The organism is Halobacillus aidingensis (assembly GCF_900104185.1).
Lineage (GTDB): Bacteria > Bacillota > Bacilli > Bacillales > Halobacillaceae > Halobacillus > Halobacillus aidingensis.
Map to the genome: position 1 here is coordinate 209,467 of NZ_FNIZ01000003.1, position 24,593 is coordinate 234,059.

At 45.3% G+C, this 24,593-nt stretch carries 17 protein-coding genes; 15 read left to right on the forward strand and 2 right to left on the reverse strand.

Translation table 11 applies throughout. From position 1 onward, the window contains the following. The first annotated feature begins 6 nt into the window (after positions 1-6). The 10 genes from prfB to BLS23_RS04420 all read left to right on the forward strand — a co-directional run bounded on the left by prfB (position 7) and on the right by BLS23_RS04420 (position 11,884). A protein-coding gene (gene prfB, locus BLS23_RS04375) for a peptide chain release factor 2 (RefSeq protein ID WP_143015219.1) occupies positions 7-1,111 on the forward strand; the annotation gives its coding sequence in 2 pieces (ribosomal slippage) (positions 7-78 and positions 80-1,111; 1,104 coding nt in all). Between the two features lie 100 nt (positions 1,112-1,211). Further along, a complete protein-coding gene (gene galU, locus BLS23_RS04380) occupies positions 1,212-2,093 on the forward strand; it encodes a UTP--glucose-1-phosphate uridylyltransferase GalU (RefSeq protein WP_089651317.1) in 882 nt (293 codons plus the stop codon). 226 nt (positions 2,094-2,319) lie between these two features. Beyond that, complete coding sequence (locus tag BLS23_RS04385) at positions 2,320-3,159, forward strand: YitT family protein (RefSeq protein WP_374189721.1); 840 nt, start codon at positions 2,320-2,322, stop codon at positions 3,157-3,159. A 51-nt stretch (positions 3,160-3,210) separates the two neighbouring features. Beyond that, positions 3,211-3,621: a c-type cytochrome gene (locus tag BLS23_RS04390; RefSeq protein ID WP_089651319.1), complete on the forward strand. Its 411-nt coding sequence runs from the start codon at positions 3,211-3,213 to the stop codon at positions 3,619-3,621. A gap of 249 nt (positions 3,622-3,870) precedes the next feature. Then, a complete protein-coding gene (ftsE, locus tag BLS23_RS04395; protein WP_089651320.1) occupies positions 3,871-4,557 on the forward strand; it encodes a cell division ATP-binding protein FtsE in 687 nt (228 codons plus the stop codon). Between the two features lie 469 nt (positions 4,558-5,026). Continuing rightward, positions 5,027-6,526 (forward strand): S41 family peptidase, encoded by a 1,500-nt coding sequence (locus BLS23_RS04400; protein ID WP_089651321.1) that lies wholly within the window; start codon positions 5,027-5,029, stop codon positions 6,524-6,526. A gap of 110 nt (positions 6,527-6,636) precedes the next feature. Next, entirely contained in the window at positions 6,637-7,824 is a 1,188-nt protein-coding gene (locus tag BLS23_RS04405) for a PDZ domain-containing protein (protein WP_089651322.1), read from the forward strand. 80 nt (positions 7,825-7,904) lie between these two features. Then, positions 7,905-8,561, forward strand: a complete 657-nt coding sequence (locus tag BLS23_RS04410; protein ID WP_089651323.1) for a hypothetical protein — start codon at positions 7,905-7,907, stop codon at positions 8,559-8,561. Positions 8,562-8,818: 257 nt separating this feature from the next. Continuing rightward, on the forward strand, positions 8,819-9,658 hold the full coding sequence (locus tag BLS23_RS04415) for an ABC transporter ATP-binding protein (RefSeq protein WP_089651324.1): 840 nt from the start codon (positions 8,819-8,821) through the stop codon (positions 9,656-9,658). Positions 9,659-9,811: 153 nt separating this feature from the next. Beyond that, on the forward strand, positions 9,812-11,884 hold the full coding sequence (locus BLS23_RS04420) for a sensor domain-containing diguanylate cyclase (RefSeq protein ID WP_089651325.1): 2,073 nt from the start codon (positions 9,812-9,814) through the stop codon (positions 11,882-11,884). A gap of 33 nt (positions 11,885-11,917) precedes the next feature. Here BLS23_RS04420 and BLS23_RS04425 read toward each other — a convergent pair whose 3' ends face one another. After that, positions 11,918-12,568, reverse strand: coding sequence for a haloacid dehalogenase type II (locus BLS23_RS04425; RefSeq protein ID WP_089651326.1), 651 nt, complete (start codon positions 12,566-12,568; stop codon positions 11,918-11,920). A 75-nt stretch (positions 12,569-12,643) separates the two neighbouring features. On the opposite strand from BLS23_RS04425, the gene BLS23_RS04430 reads away from it, so the two are divergent. Further along, complete coding sequence (locus BLS23_RS04430; protein ID WP_089651327.1) at positions 12,644-13,204, forward strand: metal-dependent hydrolase; 561 nt, start codon at positions 12,644-12,646, stop codon at positions 13,202-13,204. 103 nt (positions 13,205-13,307) lie between these two features. Then, a complete protein-coding gene (locus tag BLS23_RS04435; RefSeq protein ID WP_089651328.1) occupies positions 13,308-14,195 on the forward strand; it encodes a COX15/CtaA family protein in 888 nt (295 codons plus the stop codon). A 149-nt stretch (positions 14,196-14,344) separates the two neighbouring features. Here the strand turns inward: BLS23_RS04435 and BLS23_RS04440 are convergent, their stop codons facing one another. Then, positions 14,345-17,548, reverse strand: coding sequence for a DEAD/DEAH box helicase (locus BLS23_RS04440; protein WP_089651329.1), 3,204 nt, complete (start codon positions 17,546-17,548; stop codon positions 14,345-14,347). A 317-nt stretch (positions 17,549-17,865) separates the two neighbouring features. On the opposite strand from BLS23_RS04440, the gene BLS23_RS04445 reads away from it, so the two are divergent. The 3 genes from BLS23_RS04445 to uvrA all read left to right on the forward strand — a co-directional run bounded on the left by BLS23_RS04445 (position 17,866) and on the right by uvrA (position 24,534). Then, positions 17,866-19,455, forward strand: a complete 1,590-nt coding sequence (locus BLS23_RS04445; RefSeq protein WP_089651330.1) for a peptide chain release factor 3 — start codon at positions 17,866-17,868, stop codon at positions 19,453-19,455. 215 nt (positions 19,456-19,670) lie between these two features. Further along, entirely contained in the window at positions 19,671-21,650 is a 1,980-nt protein-coding gene (gene uvrB, locus BLS23_RS04450) for an excinuclease ABC subunit UvrB (RefSeq protein ID WP_089651331.1), read from the forward strand. A gap of 7 nt (positions 21,651-21,657) precedes the next feature. After that, positions 21,658-24,534 (forward strand): excinuclease ABC subunit UvrA, encoded by a 2,877-nt coding sequence (gene uvrA, locus BLS23_RS04455; protein WP_089651332.1) that lies wholly within the window; start codon positions 21,658-21,660, stop codon positions 24,532-24,534. Positions 24,535-24,593: the final 59 nt, after the last annotated feature.

Genomic DNA, 24,593 nt, shown 5'->3' on the forward strand with positions numbered 1-24,593 from the left:
ATTGATATGGATATGGCAGAAATCCGCCATGCATTGGATAATACAGCTAAGCGATTAGCGGACTTCAGGGGGTCTCTTTGACGTCGATCAAAGAAAAACCCGTATTGCAGAACTAGAAGAACAAATGACAGAGCCAGGTTTCTGGGACGACCAGAACACGGCACAGAAAGTCATTGACGAAGTGAATGGACTGAAAGGATTGGTCCACACGCTTGAAGAACATGAAGAAACGCATGAGAATCTGGAAGTTTCTTATGAGCTTGTCAAAGAAGAAGATGATGAAGAATTGCGTGAAGATCTTGAACAGGAAGTGCAGCAGCTGAAAAAGGACCTTGACCAATTCGAACTGAACATTCTTTTGAGCGAGCCCTATGATAAGAACAACGCGATTCTTGAGCTGCACCCTGGCGCTGGTGGTACCGAGTCCCAGGACTGGGCGAGCATGCTTCTACGCATGTACACACGTTGGGCGGAGAAGAAAGGTTTTTCTGTTTCGACGATGGACTATCTCCCGGGGGATGAAGCAGGTGTGAAGAGTGTGACCCTTCTGATTAAAGGGCACAATGCGTACGGCTATTTGAAAGCAGAAAAAGGCGTGCACCGTCTTGTCCGAATTTCTCCTTTCGATTCCTCCGGCCGTCGTCACACTTCCTTCGTATCGTGTGAAGTAATGCCAGAGTTCAACGATGAAATTGAAATTGATGTTCGCACAGAAGATTTGAAGATCGATACGTACCGTTCCAGTGGTGCCGGTGGACAGCACGTCAACACGACAGACTCTGCCGTTCGTATCACACACTTGCCGACGAATACGGTCGTGACGTGTCAGTCTGAACGTTCTCAGATTAAGAACCGCGAACAAGCGATGAAAATGTTGAAAGCGAAACTTTATCAGCTGGAGATCGAGCGTCAACAGCAACAGCTTGATGATATCCGCGGTGAACAAAAAGAAATCGGCTGGGGAAGCCAGATCCGTTCTTACGTGTTCCACCCTTATTCTATGGTCAAAGACCATCGTACGAATGAAGAGGTCGGAAACACACAAGGCGTGATGGACGGTGACCTTGATAAATTCATCAACTCTTATCTCCGTTCGAAAATGGATGCATAATTGGAAAGACTCTCACTAAGGTGGGGGTCTTTTTTTCTGTTCAGTATTCACTATTTTTGCTACTATGAAGTTACATTACATACAAAGGGGCGAATAGAGAATGAAGGTGAAAAAAGCGATTATTCCTGCAGCTGGACTAGGCACACGTTTTTTACCCGCAACGAAGGCGATGCCGAAAGAAATGCTTCCGGTTGTCGATAAGCCGACGATCCAATATATTGTAGAAGAAGCGATCCAATCTGGTATCGAGGATATTATCATCGTAACAGGAAAAGGGAAGCGTGCGATTGAGGACCACTTTGATCATGCGTTTGAACTTGAAGATAATCTTTATAAAAAAGGAAAGCTTGATCTCCTTGAGGAAGTTCAGCAATCCGCTGAAGTTGACATTCATTATATTCGCCAAAAAGAACCGAAAGGACTTGGACATGCCGTCTGGTGTGCACGCAAGTTTATCGGGGACGAACCTTTTGCAGTCTTACTTGGAGATGACATCGTTCGTTCGGATGAACCTTGCCTGAAGCAGTTGATTGACCAATATGAAGAAACACAGTCCTCGGTCATCGGCGTAAAACAAGTCCCGGAAGATGAAACCGATCGCTACGGAATCATTGCGCCTGAAAAACAAGAGGGCAGACGTTATCAAGTGAAGCATTTTGTTGAAAAGCCTGCCGTCGGAGAAGCGCCGTCGAACTTGGCGATTATCGGTCGTTATGTGTTCGCACCGGAAATCATGGACCTGCTTGCCACTCAAGAAGAGGGAAGAGGCGGAGAAATCCAGTTGACAGACGCCATTGAGCGTTTGAACCTTGACCAGCCTGTGTACGGGTATGAGTTTAAAGGGGAGCGGTATGATGTCGGTGACCAGCTCGGCTTTATTAAAACGACCCTCGCCATTGCGATGGAACGGGAAAACATGCGGGACGATGTACTTGCTTTACTAGCAGAGATTATGGAAAAACAAGAATCGATGAATTCCTAAAAGAAGCGGCGGGTCTTAAGACTCGCCGCTTTTTGTATAGAAGTACCGAGGAAACAAAAACTAACAGGAATACGACATCTTGCTCCTTTACCGTGTTAACACGTTATTCTACTCTCATTTACAGGAGAATTCCCTAGTGTTATACTCCTTACGGTTTATGGAGAACGATACATAGGGAGAGTCGAACAGCATGATGATGATGGCAAAAAAATATCGTCGGGAGCCGATGCCGCCGGCACTTAGGCAGACACTGGATTATGGCTTGGTCATTCTTGGATCATTTTTTGTAGCCTTAGCATTCAATTTATTTTTATTACCGAATAACATCGCCTCTGGAGGGGTTGCGGGTGTTAGTACGATCACAAAGGGCGTGTTCGGCTGGGAACCGGGTGTCGTCCAGTGGGTATTGAACATTCCTTTATTCATTATGGGCGTTGTCATATTAGGGAAAAACTTTGGTCTCAAGTCGTTCGTTGGGACTGTTACCCTGCCGTTGTTCGTTTTGATGACGAGTGAAATGGCACCGGCGACACCGAATCCGTTACTTGGCGCGATTTTCGGTGGAATGGGGGTCGGTCTCGGCCTTGGCATTGTTTTTAGAGGACGGGCTTCGACAGGCGGTATCGATTTGGCCGCTCAAGTCTTACACAAATTCACACATTTACCGCTGGGAATCAGTGTCGCTTTATTGGATGGAATGATTGTCCTCACGTCGGCGATTGTTTTCTCACTCGAAGAAGGTCTTTATGCGCTCATAGGGTTATTTGCAACCAGCCGCACGATCGACTTCGTGCAAGTGGGACTGAACACCTCGAAAAACGTGATGATCATTACTGAGGATGTCGATGAAGTGCGTTCCGCCATTTTTGAACAAATAGATCGTGGTGTAACCGTCTTGAGTGGAGCTGGTGGTTACACGGACCGGGAACGCCGGGTCGTCATGTGTGTTGTTCAGCAGAACGAATTCATCAAATTGACACAAACCGTAAAGACGGTTGACCCGGGGGCGTTTGTCGTCGCGATGAATGCCACCGAAGTTCTTGGAGAGGGTTTCAAAACGACCTGACTCGGTTATAATATCTCTATATCTCATCAAAATACGAGAGGGGATACAGGAATGAAAAAACTATTATCTGCTCTATTTTTAGGGCTGATCCTCGTCTTAAGTGCCTGTGGGGGCGGCGGAGACGAAGGAACGACTGATGACAGCACGAACGATGAAACGACAGAAGAACAGACCGGTGAAGATTCTGGTGAAGGTACAGATGAAGGAACTTCTGACAGTGGTGACGGTGAGACTGTCGACACAGCGGCAGCAGAAGAAGTGTACCAAAACAACTGTGCCAGCTGCCACGGTGGTGAACTTGGCGGAGGAATGGGACCAGCTTTGACAGAAGTAGGTTCTAAGTATTCAGCAGAAGATATCGTTGGCATCATTAAAAACGGTAAAGGCGGCATGCCTGCTCAAGGTCAAGTATCTGATGACGATGCGCAGCTTGTAGCAAGCTGGCTTGCGACAATGAAATAAGTTTCTAGTGAAAAAGTCTGGTGCCGCACCAGGCTTTTTTTGTACTCTTTTCAACTAACTCTTTTACGGTTAAGAACCTCTTTTGGTGTCTTCCGAAATTCAGCTACATAGTGGAATAACCGCCATATGAAAAACAAATGTAATAATTTCATGTCTAAATAAATCGAAAATTAATGTTATAATAAATGTGTTTGTAGACAAGAGAGAAGACAACTGACTTAACATTATGAGAGATACAGGTGATTTTACATGATTAACATGCAAGGAGTATATAAAACATATCCGAATGGTGTCACGGCTTTGAACGGGGTGGATATCCGTATCGACCAAGGAGAGTTCGTTTATGTCGTAGGGCCGAGTGGTGCTGGTAAATCAACATTCACGAAGCTGATCTACAGAGAAGAAAAGCCGACCACTGGAACGGTTCTTGTGAACGACATGGATACATCTACAATGAAACAGCGCCGCATTCCGATGCTGCGCCGTCAAATTGGTGTCGTTTATCAGGACTTCCGTCTGCTGCCGACGCTTACCGTTTATGAGAACGTAGCTTTTGCCCTTGAAGTTATTGAAGAAAATCCACAAAATATCCGCCGCCGTGTCATGGACGTACTTGATCAAGTTCGTTTAAAAAACAAAGCACGTTTCCTTCCGGATGAACTTTCTGGAGGAGAACAGCAGCGTGTATCCATCGCCCGTGCGATTGTGAACCATCCGAAAGTGTTGATCGCTGATGAGCCGACCGGTAACCTGGATCCAGAGACATCATGGGAAATCATGCACATTCTTGAAGAAATCAATACAGCAGGGACAACCGTATTAATGGCGACCCACAGCCAGGAAATTGTGAACACGATCCGTAAGCGTGTCATCGCGATTGAAGACGGCATGGTTGTCCGTGACCAAAGTAATGGAGAATATGGCTACGAAATGTAAATGTATGAAGACTGTCTCAGTTTGGAGACGGTCTTTTTCTTTTGGCTTTGATGAAGTTTGGCACCTGCTTACCTCTTTTGGGTGCCAGGCACTAAAATGATAAATGTGGTGCCAGGCACCAAAAAGAAGTGGACCGGTGCCAGGCACCATACAAAGGCACCATTCAAAGCTCATTCCATACCTGGCACCGAATGATGATTCACCGGTACCAGGTACGCCACATTTTATTTGTGTACCGGGAACCCATCAGCCGGCTTGCTGTACCTGGAACCAAACATGAATTTCTGCGATTCTCACATCTGATCCAATTACAGGTAGATAGATAGGTGGGGATGTCCTATAATGAAATGGACATGCTATCGTTAGTTTTGGCATATGTTAACTCAGGGAATAATCATTGATTTACGTTGAAGGCGCTTTTTTGCTAGTATAGAGGCAACATGAAATCCAAAATAGAAGGGTGAATGCGATGAATATAAAACCGCGCTACGTTGCGCTGTTGATGGCGCTAGCGGTCCTATTTGGAGCGGCAGGCTCGTACATAGGAATAGAATACTTCGCTGACGGCACGAACGAACAGGCACAATCCGAACAGTATGCAGATAAAGATGCGGAGAACTTTGGGAGTCTGTCAGAAGAGGAGCAGAAGGCATTCATACAAAGTATGTCAGGGAACACCGATTTGAAAAAGGTGGAACAGGCATTCAGTACGATCAAAGAAAATTATGTTGAAGAAGTAGATAAAAACACCCTTGTTGAAGGGGCGATTCAAGGGATGCTCGATACGCTTGAGGATCCATACAGTGTGTATATGGATCCTGAAACGATGGAGCAGTTCAACCAGACGATCGAATCCTCTTTCCAGGGGATCGGTGCGGAAGTGAGTATGGTCAATGATAAGGTGACGATTGTCGCACCAATCAAAGGTTCACCTGCGGAAGAAGCAGGCTTGAAGCCGAACGATCAAATTTTAAAAGTGGATGGCGACAGTGTCGAAGGTCTGGACCTTTATGAAGCCGTTTTGAAGATCCGTGGGGAAAAAGGGACGGAAGTGACGCTGCAAATCGACCGCCCTGGGGTCACTGAACCACTCAACATCGATATCACCCGTGATGATATTCCATTAGAAACGGTGTACAGCGATACGAAAGAAGTTAACGGCAAAAAAGCTGGCATTATCGAAATCACCTCTTTTTCTGAAAAAACATCAGACGAATTTCATGAAGCTTTAGAGAAGCTTGAAAAGGATGGAATGGACGGGCTCGTCATTGATGTGCGTGGAAATCCAGGCGGGTTGTTTACGGACGTTCAGGAGATTTTGAAAGAGTTCATTCCGAAAGATAAACCGATCGTCCAAGTGGAAGACCGTAAAGGTGAGAAAACGCGTTATTTCTCTGAAAATGAGGAGAAAAAGCCGTATCCGATCACTGTTTTGATGGACGAAGGAAGTGCATCCGCTTCTGAAATTTTAGCTGCGACGATGCAGGAAGCGGGCGGCTATGATCTTGTTGGAACGAAGAGTTTCGGTAAAGGAACCGTTCAACAGGCGTTACCGATGGGCGATGGCAGTACAATCAAGCTGACATTGTTCAAGTGGTTGACGCCGGACGGCAACTGGATTCATGAAAAAGGGATCGAACCGACGGTGAAAGTGAAACAACCGGAATACTTTTACACGAATCCGGTGGAAGTGGAAGAACCGCTTCAATACAATGATAATGATGAAAAAGTGAAAAACATTCAAATCATGCTAAAAGGTCTCGGCCATGATCCTGGCCGCACGGATGGATACTACAGCAAAGAAACAGAAGCTGCCGTCCAGGCGTTCCAGGAAGAAGCGGGTCTTGAAGCGACCGGCGTTGTTGATGAGAAGACCGGAGGAAAGCTTGAAGAAGCGATCATAAAAGAAGTAAGAGACGAGAAAAACGACAAACAAATGCAAAAAGCGGTCGAGGTCTTGTTTCAATAGGCAGGAATATGCCGCTGGATGACGAAATATATCCGTAGTCTGTGACTGCGGATTTTTTCGTTATTGGGTATAGACAACAGAGAGCGACACGACTTGAAAGGAGAATTACGTTGGACGTTTGGCTGATGGAATTTGCGAAAGGGATCGGGTTGATGTTCACCCTCCCATTTTTATACATAGCTTTAGCGATGATCTTGATCGTGTCTGGAAAACGGGTGAAACAGGAACGAGCGGCGTTTGGGACACGAATCTTTGACCGCTTCACCGAATGGAAAGGAACGTGGGGAACGGCCCTCATAAGTGGTCTCATTTTATCCGCGATGGCGGTTGGTGGAGGAATGGTATTCAGTTATCCATTGCTACTCCTCATTGCCGGTGTTTTACTGATCGTCAGTGTAACGGGGCGCTTGAGCTGGTACTCATCTGCTTATACGCTAGGGTTGAGTTACCTGGTCTTACTCGTCATCCCATATCTGCCTGAATCTGTGCGTGGTTACGAATGGGTAGGAGTACTCCAGGAAACGCCTCTCCACACACTTGCAGTGGTGATGGCCGTTCTTTTATTAACGGAATCGATCCTGATGCTGCGCACAACCTCATCTCATACGTATCCCGAACGGTTGAAAGGGACGCGGGGAATGTGGATCGGTCAGCATCGGTCAAGAAGAATGACGATCGTTCCGTTTCTCGCATTGTTTCCAGGAGGCATGATTGAACCGTTTGCCTCGTGGTGGCCGATGATTTCGCTTGGTGGAGATCCATACGGGGTTATTCTTATTCCTTTTGTTATGGGATGGGAATGGAAAGCTCGCGGGCAGTCTCCTGTCGTCGCAGCAAAGACGATGGGGCGGCAAGTTTTTCTGTTGTCAATCATCGTCCTGGGGTTTGCTGTGGGGAGCTTTTTTATAGGTGTGCTGTCACTTGTAGCAGTGATGATTGGTTTGATCGGTCGTGAATTCATCTTCGTTCTGCACCGGATGCGTGAAGAGAAAACCCCGTTCTTTTCTTCTGCGAAAAAAGGCATTCGTATTCTGGGTGTCATCCCCAAGGGTCCTGCCGATCAAATGGGACTCGCGCCAGGTGAGGTCATTGAACGTGTGAATGCGATTCCTGTACGAACGGAAAATCAATTTTATGAAGCATTGCAAAATTCAGGGGCGTTTACAAAAATGGAAGTACGTGATGAATGGGGAGAAAATCGCTATGTGCAGCGGGCGATGTATGAAGGCGAACACTATGAACTTGGACTCGTTTTCGTTGAACCTGCGACCCATGAAGAGTCGGTCGGTTTTTTCTAAAATGATTGGAATCGGAACGGTTATCTTCTCCTTTAAGGTCCTGGAAGATAACCGTTCTATTTTTAAAAAGGGGAGAATACATGCAGATGCTACATATTTTGAATGGTGAAGAAATGAAAAAGGCTTTTCAGCTTAATGGACGTGTGGAGGGAGAGCCGGTGATTCCTTTCAATGAAGCGATGTGTGCTGGTGAGACCTGTGAAACGATCTTCTCGGAAGAATTTATAAAAACAAGGGCTTTGACTCATGGAGTTTCTGAAAGTGACTACAGACGGATTACCGTAGAAAAACTTGAGGCTGTCTTCCATGAAGGACGAAATCATCTCAAGTTATGGTTTGATGAGGATATGTTCTGTCAGATCAATCTTCTCACCTTACTGGCATGGCTCGATCTAATCGGTTACGAAGGGGAAGTTGAGCTTTGTTTAACTACTCAACAGTTCGAACGTCTCGCCTCGTGTACGCTTCATGTAGCTGGATACCATTCCATGTATAAACAGGTTCTTATAAACCGGGCAGTTCCATCCGAAGTTTCTCTCCCTCCGCTCAAAAAGGGGATGGAGTTGTATTTACATTACAAGGATGCAGATAATGAACTTGTGAGATTCATCAAGGATCACCCTGATTTATCGGAAGAGAAGCTGGTAGTGTTGATGATTGGTACGTTCCGAGCGTATGGGTTAGGGGATGTTCAATATTTACAATTGATCAGGAGTGTACGAGCTTCTAATCAATAATTAGAAAAAGTAACTCCAATCGATGTGTATTTAGCGGTGTTGTCCATAACCACTCCGTTAATGAGGCTGTAGGTTCTCATTTATTCCCGCCATGCATACACTTTTCACAGTCCAGTGATGAAAATGATTCTCAAATTCATTGACAGAGCGTGTTCAAGCCCATAAACTAGGAGTTAGAGAAAATATATAGAATTCGTGATTTTTCGTGTAGCTCCAACAGCGATAGATTTCGTGAGACATAAAGGAGAGGTCAGATTATGGATACCCTGTTGGCGAATAATTTAACTCTAGGCTATGGAGATTCCATCATCATAGATTCATTGGATATTACGATCCCGAAAGGCAAAGTCACTGTACTCATCGGTGGAAACGGTTGCGGCAAGTCCACTTTGCTTCGTTCGATGGCTCGTCTACTGCGTCCAAAATCAGGGGAAGTTGTGCTGGATAGTGCGGATATTTCCAAAATGCGTACGAAAGATGTGGCGAAGAAGATGGCGATTCTTCCACAAAGCCCGACAACTCCTGAAGGTCTCAGCGTCTATCAGCTTGTAAAGCAAGGCCGTTATCCTTACCAAGGGTTCGCTAAACGCTGGTCGGATGAAGATGAAAAGGCTGTGACGCGTGCGCTTGAAGATACGAACTTGATGGAGTTGAAAGACAGAACGGTCGATTCTCTGTCCGGTGGGCAGCGTCAACGTGCGTGGATTGCGATGACTCTTGCTCAGAATACAGATATTCTCCTATTGGATGAACCGACGACTTATTTAGATATGACGCACCAGATTGACATTCTGGATCTGCTCTTTGATTTGAATCAGGACAATGGACGTACGGTTGTCATGGTGCTTCATGATATTAACCTGGCCTGTCGTTATGCAGATCATATTATCGCAGTGAAAGATAAAACGGTCTTCGCACAAGGGAAGCCGGAGGATGTCGTGACTTGTGACATGATGCAGCATGTATTCGAAATGCTTTGTGATGTCAGAGAGGATCCTCTTTTCGGTACACCGATGTGCATTCCGCATGGAAAAGGGCGTTGTTTGATCAAAGAAGCGCAGGCGGAAGCTCAGGCTCAACAAAAACAAACGGTATAACTCTCAAAAGCAATGTGCGCTGCACATTGCTTTTTTATATATCTGGAAAGGATTTCTGACTTTTTGGTAGAAAGATACATAGAGAAGCAGGAATGAAACATGATAACATGGTATACATGTGTAAATACGATTATATGATTGAGGGGATAATCCATGGAACGAGTGAAAGAATGGATGGATCAAGGAATCATAGCAGGGATTGCTGACCGCATTCCTCATGAACACTTGTTACATATGCTTATGGATGGAATATCCGACTATATCTTTTTTATGGAAGTCGTCGGAGAGAGGCGATTTAAATATGTATATATGAATGAATCTGCCAAAAACCATTCCCCGATCAAAGGAGCGGGATGGGAAGGCAAATACATAGAAGATCTTTTAAGTGAGGAACAAGCAGAGGCTTTAATTGAAGCCTATCAAACAGTTGTTAAGAAAAAAGAAGCCCTCACTTATGAAGATGAAATTATCATAAATGAAACACTTTTCAGAGGACATTCCGTGCTGACTCCTATGATGGACGAATCGGGAGAAGTGACCCACATTGTCGCGATTACGAGGAACATTACCGAAGTGATCGAAAAAGAACGCGACCTCAGCCGGATCAATGCCATGTATCGTTCCTTGATGAAGGATACGACAGACGCGATTTTGATTGTCGATACAGCCGGCAACATTTTAGAAGCGAATCGTGCATTAGAAGAGCTGTACGGCTATACGAAAGAAGAAATGCATGCCTCTTCGTTCCCGTTTGTCCCTTCGAACAGAAGAGAAGAAGCGCACGAGCTTGTTCGTAAAGGGAAGGAAAGAGCGATTGCCGGTTTTGAAACGGTCCGTCAAAGAAAAGACGGAACGCTTGTGGATGTTTCGATCAGCGTATCTCCGATTCAGAACGAAATTGGGGAAACAATCGGCATCAGTTCGATAGTAAGAGATATTTCGAAAGATAAGGCCGCTCAGAGGAAGTTGGAAGCGAGCAGATCCCGCTATCGGTCGTTGTTCAAACATAACCCGCAGCCAATCTTGACGCTTACTTTCCAGGGGCTGATTAAGAAAGCGAACACAGCGACATTGCGTCTCTTGAAAACTGAGGAAGATGCCCTGGTGCAAACGTCTATCGTCGATTGGGTGCCAAAAGAGCAGAGAAGCTGGTTGAGGAAGCAGCTGTTAGAATCCTTTTTCCAAAAAGGTACCCGGTTTGAAACGAGTTTTTGGATGGATGGAGAAGAGCGTATTCTACGAGTTTCTCTCGTTCCGATTATTAATGAGGGGCAGAAAGAAGGGATTTATGCGATCCTTGAGGACCGGACGGAACAAGTGAGGGCCCATGAAGCTTTAAGGCAGAGTGAGGAAAAATTCCGTTTGATTGCAGATCATTCCAATGATTTGATCTCTGTTTTCTCACCAATGGGAGAGCTGGTTTACGCCTCTCCATCACAAAAGAAATTCTTAGGCCGCGCTCCGCATGAGATGTCCTCAGAAGAGCTCATGAAGCAGCTTGAGCCCGATGATTTAAATAACCTTTCCAATGCTTTTAAGTGGAGCGAAGGGAGTAAAGAAGCGTTTACGGTTTCCTTAACATTGAAAAGCCAGAATGGAGAGCCTGTCTGGTTTGAATGCAGAGGGACGCCGGTTGTAAGCGAGCAGAATCAGGTCAGCCATTTTGTCATCGTGGCCCGGGATATTTCCGAGCAGAAAAATTATGAAGAAAAGCTTGAGCGTTTTGCTTTTTACGATTATTTGACGGATTTGCCGAACCGGAGGCTGTTTGAAGACCGGGTGGAACAGGCCATCGCGAAGGCTGAACGGTCCGGTGAATCATTCGCCCTCCTTTACTTAGATGGGGACGGGTTCAAGTGCATCAACGATGAATATGGTCATGAAATTGGAGATGAATTTTTGTGCAGTGTCGGGAAGCGGATGAAAGAATGTATCCGGTCGGGGGATTCTGTCGGACGAATCGGTGGGGACGAATTTGCGATTCTATTGGAAGATATTGCGGATCGTGATCAAATCTATGAAGTATCCATGCGCGCGCTCGAGAAATTGAGAGAGCCTTATATCGTCAAAGGAGAGGAAATCCGTTCCTCTTTTTCTATCGGTGTCGCCTGTTATCCGGAAGATGGACGGACATTGGATGACCTGTTCCGGTCAGCCGACCAGGCTCTTTACAGAGGAAAGCGAGACGGAAAAAATCAGGTGCGTCTATACGAGCATCATCCTTAAAAGACGGAGCCCCCCCATGGGACTCCGTCTTTTTTAGTCAGGGATTTCATTAAGATTGCTTATGATGTGTGTCGGGTTGATTCCAAGTTCCGGCCATTTTTGCTGTTTTCGGTTCACCCAGGCCGTATGGAACCCGTAGGAAGCTGCTCCCGTAATGTCCCAGGGATTACTCGAAAAGAAAAGGATCTCTTCTTTTTCAAACCCTAATTGTTCATGAGCGTAGCTGTAGGCATTGGGGTGAGGCTTGTAAACCTCAACATCGTCAGCGCTGAGTAGATTAAAGTCTTCTTTCAGCTGATTATTTTCCAAGAGAGGCTCTAACATCGAACGGGTCCCGTTTGAAAAAATGGTAAACGTTTTGTCTTGATGGTTTTGTTTTAACGAAGGGACCTCATCGTAAGGCTGAAGTTGTTCATATTCGTGCATCAGGTCGTCCACAACATCCGGTTTCACATCCACATTACTGTAAGCGAGGGCATCTAAAAGCGCCCATCTGGTAATGTCGGTGAATGGCTTGTATCCTTGGATCAACTGTCGGACGAGGAAATAGTGAACCTGCCGGCTGCGCCACTCTTCACTTACCTTAGGACCTTGGTCAGGGAAAAATTGATGAATCTTCTTCATGACGCTATGGACGTCAAATAACGTTCCATACGCATCGAAAACATAAGCTTTATAGGTCATAGTTCAGACTCCTTTCCATTGATTAGATTCCCCTTGGGGATTAGGGGTAAACAAGAAGTTAGGGGAGGGTGAAAAATGAATACACTGCACCATGGCTACTGGACATTTTTTGCAACTAGAAAACAAAGGTACACCGGCTGGTTTATTTTCGGGAGCCTTTCACCAGATATCGTGTATTATGTCATGTTCATCTATTTAAGTGTAAGAAGACAGGCGTGGCAGGTGGTGGACGATGCCGATCCAATGCGATCGTTGTTTGGTTTAGTCCATGATCTGTTTGATCATCCTGTCGTTTTTGTTTTGCGGCATGCGGGTCATTCCCTGCTTGTATGGGGGATCTTTTTTGTCATTTTTTTGATCTGGAAAGGAAGAAGGCTCTCGATGTGGACCGCTTTTTCCTATGGGTGGCTTGGGCATGTAATCCTTGATATTCTTACCCATCATGATGATGCGGTTCCTATGTTCTATCCAATCAGCAGCTATACGTTTAAAAGCCCCGTTTCCTACTGGGATGATGATCATTATGCGAACGTTTTCTCGATGGTCAATACCTTGCTAATTGCGGTTTCTCTCCTCTATTTACTCGTTAGAAAAATCAGGGATAAACGTCGTTCACAAAAAGTTCATGACTCATGATGGCGCTTTCCTTTCTCTATCATCCAAAATTCGTGATATGATTTACTTAGGAAACAAACAATATTCATGACATCATGATCATAGATAGAGAAAGGGTAAGACGATGAAGAAATTTTCAATTCTAACTACATTCGTTACGTTTCTCGCATTGATCCTCGGAAACCTTGTCGTTGCGACGGATTCAGGGGACGCGTGTGGGACGACGTGGCCGGTTTGTAACGGAAAGATTTTTCCTGATATTACAGACTATCACGTCATTATAGAGTATTCACACCGTTTGATGGTCCCATTACTTATCATGCTCACTGCCATCAATGCTGTAGGTGCGATCTATAAATACCGTAAAAACAAATCTGTATTTATTTTAGCTATTCTAAGTTTGGCGCTGCTTGTATTTCAGTCTATGGTTGGAGGGTTGAACGTTCTCCTAGGGACACCACCAGGGTTCACGACATTCGACGTTACGTTCAGTCAACTATTGTTAATCGTTCTCGTGTTGTTGAGTTACAGTCTTCATGAAAAGAAAATCGAGCTGAACCGGACCAGCTGGGCATCGGTATCTATGAGTTATCGTGCTTTTCTGCTGGGTTATATCGCCTATATTGGACAGGTGATTCTCGGTGCATTCTTTAAACACAGCCGCGCGAGCAATGTCATGATGGACATTCCAGCGATGGAATACTTGATAACAAGTGAGTCCGTTGCGAATGCCGTGTATTCTTTACACTGGGTAGCGACCTTTGTTGTCATTGTCGCAGCGATTTGGTTCGTCATCTACGCTTCAAGGTTCAAATACCATATCGCGTTGTCCTGGGCTTATTTGATCTCCCTTCTGCTGAATGCAGTGGTAGGATTTATTATCGTCGTTACAGGAAACGTCGTGCTCGCTTCATCGATGCATATGCTCATTTCTACGGTGACGATGGTCATCGGCGCTTGCATCCTCGGAGGGTACTGGTTCAAACTGCAAAAGAAAACAATGAAAGTATAAGAAGAAAGCTGCCAACTCGGCAGCTTTCTTTTTTAGGTTTTATGGTATTTTCTGTATGACCTGGTCTGGAACTTTGTTCCAGACCAGGTCATACAGAAAATACCAATGAACTACGAGCAAAAGAAAAAGAGCCGTTTGGGAACGGCTCTTTATTGGAAGAGTTGCTTGATTTCTTCTTCGCTTAGGGAAGTAAGCATCGATTCTCCCGGTTGAATGATTTGATCGACGAGATCGCGTTTCTTCTGTTGGAGCTGATAGATGCGCTCTTCGATCGTGCCTTCTGATATCATCCGGATGACTTGTACGACTTTTTCTTGACCGATGCGGTGCGCACGGCCAGCCGCCTGTTCTTCGATGGCCGGGTTCCACCAGAGGTCGTAAAGGATAACGGTGTCCGCACCTGTGAGGTTCAGACCGGTACCTCCCGCTTTCAAGGAGATGAAAAATGCATCTTTTTCTCCTTCGTTGAAAGCTTCGACCATTTCCATTCGTTTTTCCGATTTCGTGCTGCCATCTAAATAGAAGGCCTGTAACCCTTCTTTGGCAAGTTCATCGTGCATCTTGGTCAGCATGCTTGAAAACTGAGAAAAGATCAGCAGTCGGTGCCCGCCTTCTTTCAGCTCCCGCGTTAGTTCTTTCAACTGTTCAAGCTTTCCAGACTGTCCTTCGTAGTTTTCAAGGAATAACCCGGGGTGACAGCAAATTTGCCTTAGTCTCGTAAGTCCGGCGAGAATTTCGAGTTTGCCTCGCTGTATGCCTTTGGTTGCAATTGTTTCTTGGATATCGTTTTGAATCCGCTCCAAGTAGGCGAGGTACACTTCTTTCTGTTCCCGCGTAAGTTCTGAATACTGGACCGTATCAATCTTATCTGGCAACTCATCCAGCACTTCTGTTTTCATCCGTCGTAAAATGAATGGACGCGTCATCAAAGAGATTTTTTCCGGCTTTAATTGCAAAAACTTTTTCTTGCTCGTGAAAAATCCTGGCATGATGGTCCGGAACAGCGACCAGAGTTCTTGCAGGGAATTCTCAATCGGTGTGCCGCTTAAGGCAAAACGATATCTCGATTTGATCGATCGAACGGCCACAGCCGTTTTCGTCGTTTCATTTTTGATCGCTTGTGATTCATCGAGGACCATCGCGTGAAACTTTTGCTCTTCATAGGAAGTGATGTCCTGTCTGAGCAATGGATAAGATGTAATCCAAATATCTTTTTCTGCTGCTTCGTTCAGCGCTTCCTGTCTTGCCGTTGGATCCCCTGTCAAAATCTGTACCGACAATTGTGGTGCGAATTTTTCAAGTTCTTTTTTCCAATTGTATACAAGAGAAGCTGGAGCGATGATGATGGCCGGGTCTGTCATGTTCCCTTTCATTTTTTCATCTAACAAAAAGGTAATCGTTTGTATGGTTTTCCCTAATCCCATGTCATCAGCGAGCACACCGCCTAAACCGTAATGACTGAGCATTTTCATCCAACGAAAACCGGTTAATTGGTATGGTCGTAAGTCCGCCTGCAGACCTTCCGGAGGATCAATTTCAAAGGATTGAGGTGATTTCAGACGATCGACAAGCTCTTGGAAAAGTTGATTTCTTTCTGCTTCATTCGGATTCAAAGCATCCTCTACTTGCAAGCTTCGGGCTGTGGAGACTTGGAAATGGTTGTCTTCTAAATCTTTTGTGCTCAAGTCCAGATCATCAACGAGCTTTTGAAAACGATCAAAGGATTCGCTCGTCAAAGCCATGAGTGCTCCGTCGGATAAACGGTAATACTTCTTCCGTTCAATGACGGCCTTAAGAGCTTCTGTCACATCGTTATCACTTATGCCATCGATGGTAAAATTGATATCGAGCCAATTGCCGTCGCTCTCCAGTTCAACCGACGTCTGCAGTTCGAGTGGTCGATCTTCCACAAGGGAACGGACGGAAGAGGAAAGGTAAACATCACTGTGCTCTTTTAGCTTTGGCAAGTAGTGATAAAGGAATTGATCCAGCTTGTCCTCGTCTTCAATATAGACCATCTCTCCATCAAACTTGAATTCGCCAAGTTCAATGATCAGCATGATTTCCTGCTCTGTCTGTCGATCGCGTCTTACAATCGTTTGATTGCTCAATGGCTGCTCATTGAACGGATCGATCGACAAGTCACCATATTGAAACTTAACATCAATCGTGAGTGTCCACTGTTGAAAATCCAAGTAGGTTTTAGCAACGAGTGACTCTTGCACAATTTTTTCTTGAGCGGAGCGATCAAGCTGTACATCTGCAATGGTCTCAAGCTCAGGAAGAACATACGATACAATTCCTTCCATATCATTGTGGCTTACCGTATGGTTTCCATTCGAATTGTAAGGAAGGATGGTGTAAAGCGTTTGAAGGACCTCTTCCTGCTGAGCATCGACAGGATAAAAGCTGCCTTGTTTATAGAGAAGGTGGTAATCCGACAGGTAATCGTAATCTTTCAAATGATTCATGTGCATATGAAAGTGACCTCGTTCTTCCGAAACGTAAAAAGAAAGGTTCGGGAACTCCTCTTCGAACCGGACGAGTCCCACGTTTTCCCCTCGCTCTATCACCTCTGCTTGCTGCTTTTCTAAAAGCGGAAGCAGTTGAGTAGCAAGCGTTGGAGAAACTTTTAATACTTTCGGTTCGGCTGAATTCCACTGTTGCTCATAAAATTGCTCTTGTTCGTAAGCGAGCTGTAATAGTCTTAGAATTTCCTTATCATCAGCTGAAAAGGAGTGTTCTGCCGGATCGTACGTGAACTTTTTTGTAATCCGGTATGCCTGATCTTTTCGGATATGATCAAGCAGGTCACGGATGTTTTTAATCACATAGGGATAGTTTTCTCCGAGCTTCATTTCCAAGCCGAGGCTTTTTGAGCCAAGAATCGATTGTAGGTGAAGGAAATATTGGATTTGAAGAGGTTTCTTCAAGTCCTGTGCCCCTCGGTTTTCCTGACGCTGTCTGAAAGCTTCGAACAAGCTGACCGCAAACATACGGTCCTGGTTCGTCAAACCGGACTGGGATTTGCGGCCTTTTTCTGCTAGTTTCGGCGCCAGCTCTTCTAACGTTCTTTCACGGATGGCGATCAGGACAGCCGCAATATGCTTACACTTGTAGTAGGTGGCATAAGCTGGACACTCACACGTCGCCTCCACATCTTCGTCCTCAAAAAAGAAAACACGGACTTCATAGTCGTGCGTACCTGCAACGACTGCCCGCCATGAGCGAATCGCACTATTATGAGAAAGACCGTACACTTTCCCCCGGTCGAAATATTGCTTTCCACGTGTGTAAAAAGCTTGACCAGTAATTTTCTTTATATCGTTCGGTTGTAATAAGTAACTCTGCATAACTGGCATCCTTACTATCGTTTTTATCCCATTATAACAGGTTTGAACACCTAAAGAGAATGAGAGGGGTTTAGGAATAAATGTATGACCAGGTCATCCAGATTCTGGATGACCTGGTACACTAATATTTGGAAGGTGTTCGTTTTTGTGATTGATTTTACATGTGGGTTATGCTAACTTTCAAAGTATAATCAAAAAATTCGACGAAGGCGCTTGAGTGTGTGAGCGCTTTTTTTATGGAGTGAATCTGCCAATGTAAAACGTATATCCTACCCATCCTAATGCATTGAAATTCTTAATAAACGGAGGATATCACGATGAGTCAAATACAAAACGAAATGAAAAAGCGCCGTACGTTTGCTATTATCTCCCACCCGGACGCCGGTAAAACAACAATGACGGAGAAAATGCTATTATTCGGAAACTTGATCCGATCTGCAGGTACGGTCAAAGGGAAAAAGTCTGGTAAGTTTGCAACATCTGACTGGATGGAAATTGAGAAGCAGCGTGGAATTTCTGTCACGTCCAGTGTGATGAACTTCCCTTACAAAGATTATCAAGTAAATATTTTGGATACACCCGGACACGAAGACTTCAGTGAAGACACGTACCGTACATTGACGGCTGTTGACAGTGTTGTCATGGTCATCGATGGAACAAAAGGAATTGAGGCGCAGACGCTCAAGCTGTTTAAAGTTTGTAAAATGCGCGGCATCCCGATTTTCACTTTTATCAACAAAATGGATCGTGAAGGCCGTGAGCCGTTGGAATTGATGGAAGAAATCGAAGAAACGTTGAATATTGAAACCTATCCAATGACATGGCCGGCAGGGATGGGCAAGCGCTTCTTAGGCGTTTTCGACCGTGAAAATGAACAATTTGTTCATTACACAGGGAACGAGGCAGAAGAATATATTCCTTACAGCGAACTTGATCAGCACCCTGAGTTGACGGAGAATGCCACGTTCCAGGAATCGGAAGAAGAAATGGAAATGGTTGCTGAAGCTGGGGATACGTTTGATATGGAAAAAGTGATGCGCGGAGATCAGACGCCTGTCTTCTTCGGTAGTGCTCTCGCCCCGTTCGGAGTGGAAACTTTCTTCAATTCATTCATTGATATGGCCCCTGAGCCGGCGCCGAGAAAATCGACAGAGGGTATCGTTTCGCCAGATCACGAAGAATTCTCTGGTTTCATCTTTAAAATCCAGGCGAACATGAATCCACAGCACCGTGACCGGATCGCTTTTGTCAGAATCTGCTCCGGGAAATTTGAGCGTGGGATGAACGTTACGCTTTCCCGTACAGGAAAAACATTTAAACTGGCACAATCCCAGCAATTTGTGGCTTCTTCCCGAGGAACCGTAGAGGAGGGGTATGCCGGGGATATTATCGGAATCTATGATCCGAACGTCTACCGAATTGGGGATACCATCGTGACCGGAAAGTCCAATTTCGAGTATGATGAGCTTCCACAATTCCCTCCTGAATTATTTAAGAAAGTAACAGCGAAGAACGTCATGAAATCCAAGCAGTTCCGAAAAGGGTTGGAACAGCTTGTGCAGGAAGGCGCCATTCAGTTGTTCAAACGCTATCGATTCGAAGATTATATCATCGGAGCGGTTGGTGAGCTTCAATACGAAGTCTTTGAATATCGCATGAAGAACGAGTACAACGTGGACATTGAATTAACACCTCTAGGGGAACGCATCCCTCGTTGGTTGAACGAAGACCAGGTGGATGAATCGTTGTTTGATGAACGAAACATGCTCGCAGAAGATCGAGAAGGCAATCCGCTTGTCCTCTTTAAAAACGACTTCTCTCTACGTTGGTTCAAAGATAAAAATCCAGACATCGAGCTGACCGATCTGTTCGAAGTCAACGAATACAACCAAACGCTGAATTCTTAATAAGCGAAGCACTTTGCATCCTGCAAAGTGCTTTTTTTATCGTTGAAAATGGGATAAACTGGATGACCTGGTGTGGAATTTTATTCCACACCAGGTCATCCAGTAATTGACAGTGCACACTCAGATGCGAATGTTTGTTCGTTTGATGTTAGAATGGTAAACTGTTGTGGTAAACTAAAAAGTACGAGTATAGACAATGAACGGAGGTTTTCGTCGTGGAGGAGAAGTTTGAATTAGTTTCACAGTATTCACCTCAAGGAGATCAACCGCGAGCGATTGAGGAACTTGTTCAGGGGATTGAACGAGGAGATAAGCATCAGACATTGCTCGGGGCCACAGGTACAGGAAAGACATTTACGATGTCCAATGTCATTGAGCGAGTGAATAAACCGACACTGATCATCGCCCATAACAAAACGCTTGCTGGACAGTTATATAGTGAGTTCAAAGAGTTTTTCCCGAACAATGCTGTCGAGTATTTCGTCAGTTATTATGACTATTATCAACCGGAAGCTTATGTGCCTTCTTCAGATACGTTTATCGAAAAAGATGCGAGCATCAATGATGAGATTGATAAATTGCGTCACTCAGCGACCTCTGCCCTATTTGAGCGGAACGATGTCATCATCGTTGCTAGTGTTTCTTGTATCTATGGTCTCGGTTCTCCCGACGAATACCGCAGCCAGGTGCTTTCTATTCGAACGGGAATGGAAAAAGACCGTGATGAGTTATTAAGAAATCTTGTAGATATCCAGTATGCAAGAAATGATATCGACTTTCAGCGCGGGACGTTCCGAGTACGTGGCGATTCCGTTGAAATCATCCCCGCTTCAAGAGAGGAACATGCGATGCGGGTGGAATTTTTCGGAGATGAAATCGACCGCATTCGTGAAGTCGATGTACTGACGGGTGAAGTTGTGGGAGATCGAGACCACGTAGCGATTTTCCCTGCTTCACACTTCGTCACGCGTGAAGAAAAGCTGAAAAAAGCGATTAAAAATATAGAAAAAGAGTTGGAAGTCCGTCTGAAGGAATTGCGTGACCAAGATAAATTGCTGGAAGCCCAGCGTCTTGAACAACGGACAAATTATGATCTGGAAATGATGAACGAAATGGGCTTTTGTTCTGGAATCGAAAACTATTCGAGACACCTGACTTTCAGAGAAGAAGGCGCAACACCTTATACCCTGCTTGATTATTTTCCAGACGATTTCCTTATGATGGTGGATGAGTCTCACGTTACGCTTCCTCAAGTGAGGGGAATGTATAACGGGGACCGAGCGCGAAAACAAGTATTGGTGGACCATGGTTTCCGACTGCCTTCAGCAATGGATAACAGGCCGCTCATGTTTCCTGAATTTGAAGAACATATCAATCAGATTGCTTATGTTTCCGCGACCCCGGGTCCTTATGAAATTGAACATACACCGAAAATGATTGAACAGATCATTCGACCGACAGGGCTGCTGGATCCTGAAATAGACGTCCGCCCGATCCATGGTCAAATTGATGACCTTGTAGGGGAAATCAATAAACGGAAAGATAAGAATGAACGCGTCCTCGTGACGACATTAACGAAGAAGATGTCTGAGGATCTGACCGATTACCTTAAAGACCTTGGAGTCAAGGTTGCTTATTTACACTCGGAAATTAAGACACTGGAACGTATTGAGATCATCCGTGATTTAAGGGTCGGTAAATACGATGTTATTGTCGGAATCAACTTGCTTCGTGAAGGACTGGACATTCCCGAAGTCTCCCTCGTCACTATTTTGGATGCGGACAAGGAAGGTTTCTTGCGCTCCGACCGCTCCCTCATCCAAACGATTGGTCGAGCGGCACGTAATGAAAACGGCCGAGTGATTATGTATGCGGATAAGATGACGAAGTCCATGCAGTTTGCGATTGATGAAACGTACAGACGTCGTGAAAAACAAATCGCTTATAACGAAAAGCATGGGGTCACACCGAAAACGATCAAGAAGGAAGTACGTGACGTGATTAAAGCGACGAACGTAGCCGAAGACGAAGCTGGTTATGATACAGGTAAGAAGCCTTCAGAAATGACGAAGAAAGAACGTCAGGAAATGATCGACAATTTGGAAACCGAAATGAAACAAGCCGCACGCGACCTCGATTTCGAACGGGCAGCCGAACTGCGTGATGTGCTGTTGGAATTAAAAGCGGAGGGATGAAAAGAGTATGGCCAGTAAACATATCAGTATTAGAGGAGCACGCGCTCACAATTTAAAAAATATCGATATCGACATCCCGAAAAACAAACTGGTCGTCATGACCGGTTTGTCCGGTTCAGGGAAGTCTTCTTTGGCCTTCGATACGATTTATGCGGAAGGACAAAGACGCTACGTTGAATCACTAAGTGCCTATGCACGACAATTTTTAGGTCAGATGGACAAACCCGATGTGGATTCCATAGAAGGCCTGTCCCCGGCAATCTCTATCGACCAGAAAACAACCAGCCGTAACCCACGATCAACCGTAGGTACAGTAACGGAAATTTATGACTACCTGCGTCTGTTGTTCGCCCGCATCGGTCGTCCGACTTGTCCGAAGCACGGAGTGGAAATCAGTTCACAAACGGTTCAGCAGATGGTCGACCGTGTGATGGAATATCCGGAAAGGACGAAACTCCAAATCCTTGCACCGGTTGTATCTGGTAGAAAAGGAGAACACGCGAAAGTCTTTGAACAGCTCCAGAAGGAAGGGTATATCCGCCTTCGAGTCGATGGGGAAATGCGCGAAATTTCCGAGGAAATAAATCTCGAAAAAAATAAAAAGCACTCGATTGAGGTCGTCATCGATCGAATCGTCGTAAAAGAAGGTGTGGAAGGCAGACTTTCTGACTCTATTGAGACAGCTCTTAAACTTGGTGGCGGGCACACGATTGTGGACGTTATCGGTGAAGAAGAGCTGATGTTCAGTGAGCACCATGCATGTCCAATCTGTGGTTTTTCCGTCAGTGAATTAGAGCCGAGAATGTTCTCATTCAACAGCCCTTATGGAGCTTGTAACCGATGTGACGGGTTAGGCACACAGCTTGAAGTTGACATCGACCTTGTCATCCCGGATTGGAGTCGCTCCTTGAATGAACATGCGATTGCTGCCTGGGAACCGCAGAGTTCTCAATACTATCCTCAGCTTCTGAAAAGTGTTTCCGACCATTACGGAATCGATATGAATAAACCGTTCCGTGACCTGCCGGAAGAACATAAAGAGAAAGTGCTTTATGGAAGTGGTGAGGACAAAATCTACTTCCGCTACGAAAATGACTTTGGAAAAGTAAGGGAAAACGATATTTTCTTCGAGGGCGTCATTCCAAACATTTCTCGCCGTTACCGTGAAACGAGCTCGGATTACATTCGTGAACAGATGGAAAAGTACATGGCTCAAAAACCGTGTCCGAAATGTAAAGGAAATCGATTGAATGAAGAAGCGCTGGCGGTCTTGATCGATGGAAAGCATATCGGCATCACAACCGATTATTCCGTGACTGAAGCGAAGGAGTTCTTCGAGGCCCTTGAGTTGACGGAAAAGGAAGAAACGATCGCCCGAATGATTCTTAAAGAAATTTGCGAACGTCTCAGTTTCCTAGCGAATGTGGGTCTGGATTATTTAACCCTCTCGCGTTCGGCAGGGACGCTATCCGGTGGTGAAGCCCAGCGTATACGTCTTGCGACCCAAATCGGTTCTGCCCTTACTGGTGTTTTATATGTGCTCGATGAGCCATCGATCGGCCTTCACCAGCGTGATAATGACCGTTTGATCAATACCCTGAAACGAATGCGTGATCTTGATAATACGTTGATTGTCGTTGAGCATGATGAAGATACGATGCTGGCCGCGGACTACTTGATCGACATCGGACCAGGAGCAGGCGCTCACGGAGGAGATATCGTCACTCAAGGAACACCAAAACAGGTGATGAAAAGCCGTAAATCCTTGACGGGTCAATATCTTTCAGGCAAAAAGTTCATTCCTCTGCCAGCCGAACGTCGGAAGGCGGATGACCGCTTCTTGAAAATAAAAGGAGCAGAAGAAAATAACCTTAAAAAAGTGGATACAGAAATTCCGCTCGGAGTGTTCACAGCGGTAACAGGAGTTTCCGGTTCCGGTAAAAGTACACTCATTAACGAAATTTTGTATAAGTCCCTTTCAATGAAACTTCACAATGGGAAACAAAAACCAGGAAAGCATAAAACGATCGAAGGGATGGAACATCTGGATAAAGTGATTGACATCGATCAATCCCCGATTGGCCGTACGCCACGTTCCAACCCGGCTACTTACACGGGTGTGTTTGATGATATTCGTGATGTTTTCGCACAAACGAATGAAGCGAAAATCAGAGGGTATAAAAAAGGACGATTCAGTTTCAATGTGAAAGGTGGACGCTGTGAGGCCTGCCGCGGGGATGGAATCATTAAAATTGAAATGCACTTCCTGCCAGACGTTTATGTCCCTTGTGAAGTTTGTGATGGGAAAAGGTATAACCGTGAAACATTGGAAGTGAAGTATAAAGGAAAGAGCATCGCTGATGTATTAGGCATGACGATTGAAGAAGCGCTTGACTTCTTTGCGAACATTCCTAAGATTAAGCGTAAGCTTCAAACGGTTGCCGACGTAGGACTGGAATATATTAAACTCGGTCAGCCCGCCACTACACTGTCGGGAGGAGAAGCTCAGCGGGTGAAGCTCGCAAGTGAACTCCACCGCCGATCGAATGGAAAGTCCTTTTATATCCTGGATGAGCCGACAACCGGTCTGCATGTCGATGACATTTCAAGATTACTGAAAGTGTTGCAAAGACTTGTTGATAACGGTGATTCCGTATTGATCATTGAGCATAACCTTGATGTCATCAAAGAAGCCGACCATATCATTGACCTCGGACCAGAAGGTGGAGAAAACGGGGGAAGAATTATTGCAAGCGGCACTCCTGAACATGTATCAGAGCAGGAGATTTCATATACGGGCCGTTATTTAAAACCGGTCCTGGAAAGGGACAGGGCACGGATGGATAAGAAAATGAATGCCCGTGAAAAAGTAGGGAACAAGTAGATGTTTTGACGCTTGCCTCTAAATTGAGTATCGTTAAACAAGAATCGTTTGACGGGAGG

Coding starts and splice junctions, on each gene's coding strand:
- ftsE (WP_089651320.1), top strand. CDS start 3,871: ATGATTAACATGCAAGGAGTATATAAAACATATCCGAATGGTGTCACG.
- BLS23_RS04410 (WP_089651323.1), top strand. CDS start 7,905: ATGCAGATGCTACATATTTTGAATGGTGAAGAAATGAAAAAGGCTTTT.
- BLS23_RS04400 (WP_089651321.1), top strand. CDS start 5,027: ATGAATATAAAACCGCGCTACGTTGCGCTGTTGATGGCGCTAGCGGTC.
- galU (WP_089651317.1), top strand. CDS start 1,212: ATGAAGGTGAAAAAAGCGATTATTCCTGCAGCTGGACTAGGCACACGT.
- BLS23_RS04430 (WP_089651327.1), top strand. CDS start 12,644: ATGAATACACTGCACCATGGCTACTGGACATTTTTTGCAACTAGAAAA.
- BLS23_RS04440 (WP_089651329.1), bottom strand. CDS start 17,548: ATGCAGAGTTACTTATTACAACCGAACGATATAAAGAAAATTACTGGT.
- BLS23_RS04435 (WP_089651328.1), top strand. CDS start 13,308: ATGAAGAAATTTTCAATTCTAACTACATTCGTTACGTTTCTCGCATTG.
- BLS23_RS04390 (WP_089651319.1), top strand. CDS start 3,211: ATGAAAAAACTATTATCTGCTCTATTTTTAGGGCTGATCCTCGTCTTA.
- BLS23_RS04425 (WP_089651326.1), bottom strand. CDS start 12,568: ATGACCTATAAAGCTTATGTTTTCGATGCGTATGGAACGTTATTTGAC.
- uvrA (WP_089651332.1), top strand. CDS start 21,658: ATGGCCAGTAAACATATCAGTATTAGAGGAGCACGCGCTCACAATTTA.
- BLS23_RS04445 (WP_089651330.1), top strand. CDS start 17,866: ATGAGTCAAATACAAAACGAAATGAAAAAGCGCCGTACGTTTGCTATT.
- BLS23_RS04415 (WP_089651324.1), top strand. CDS start 8,819: ATGGATACCCTGTTGGCGAATAATTTAACTCTAGGCTATGGAGATTCC.
- BLS23_RS04385 (WP_374189721.1), top strand. CDS start 2,320: ATGCCGCCGGCACTTAGGCAGACACTGGATTATGGCTTGGTCATTCTT.
- BLS23_RS04420 (WP_089651325.1), top strand. CDS start 9,812: ATGGAACGAGTGAAAGAATGGATGGATCAAGGAATCATAGCAGGGATT.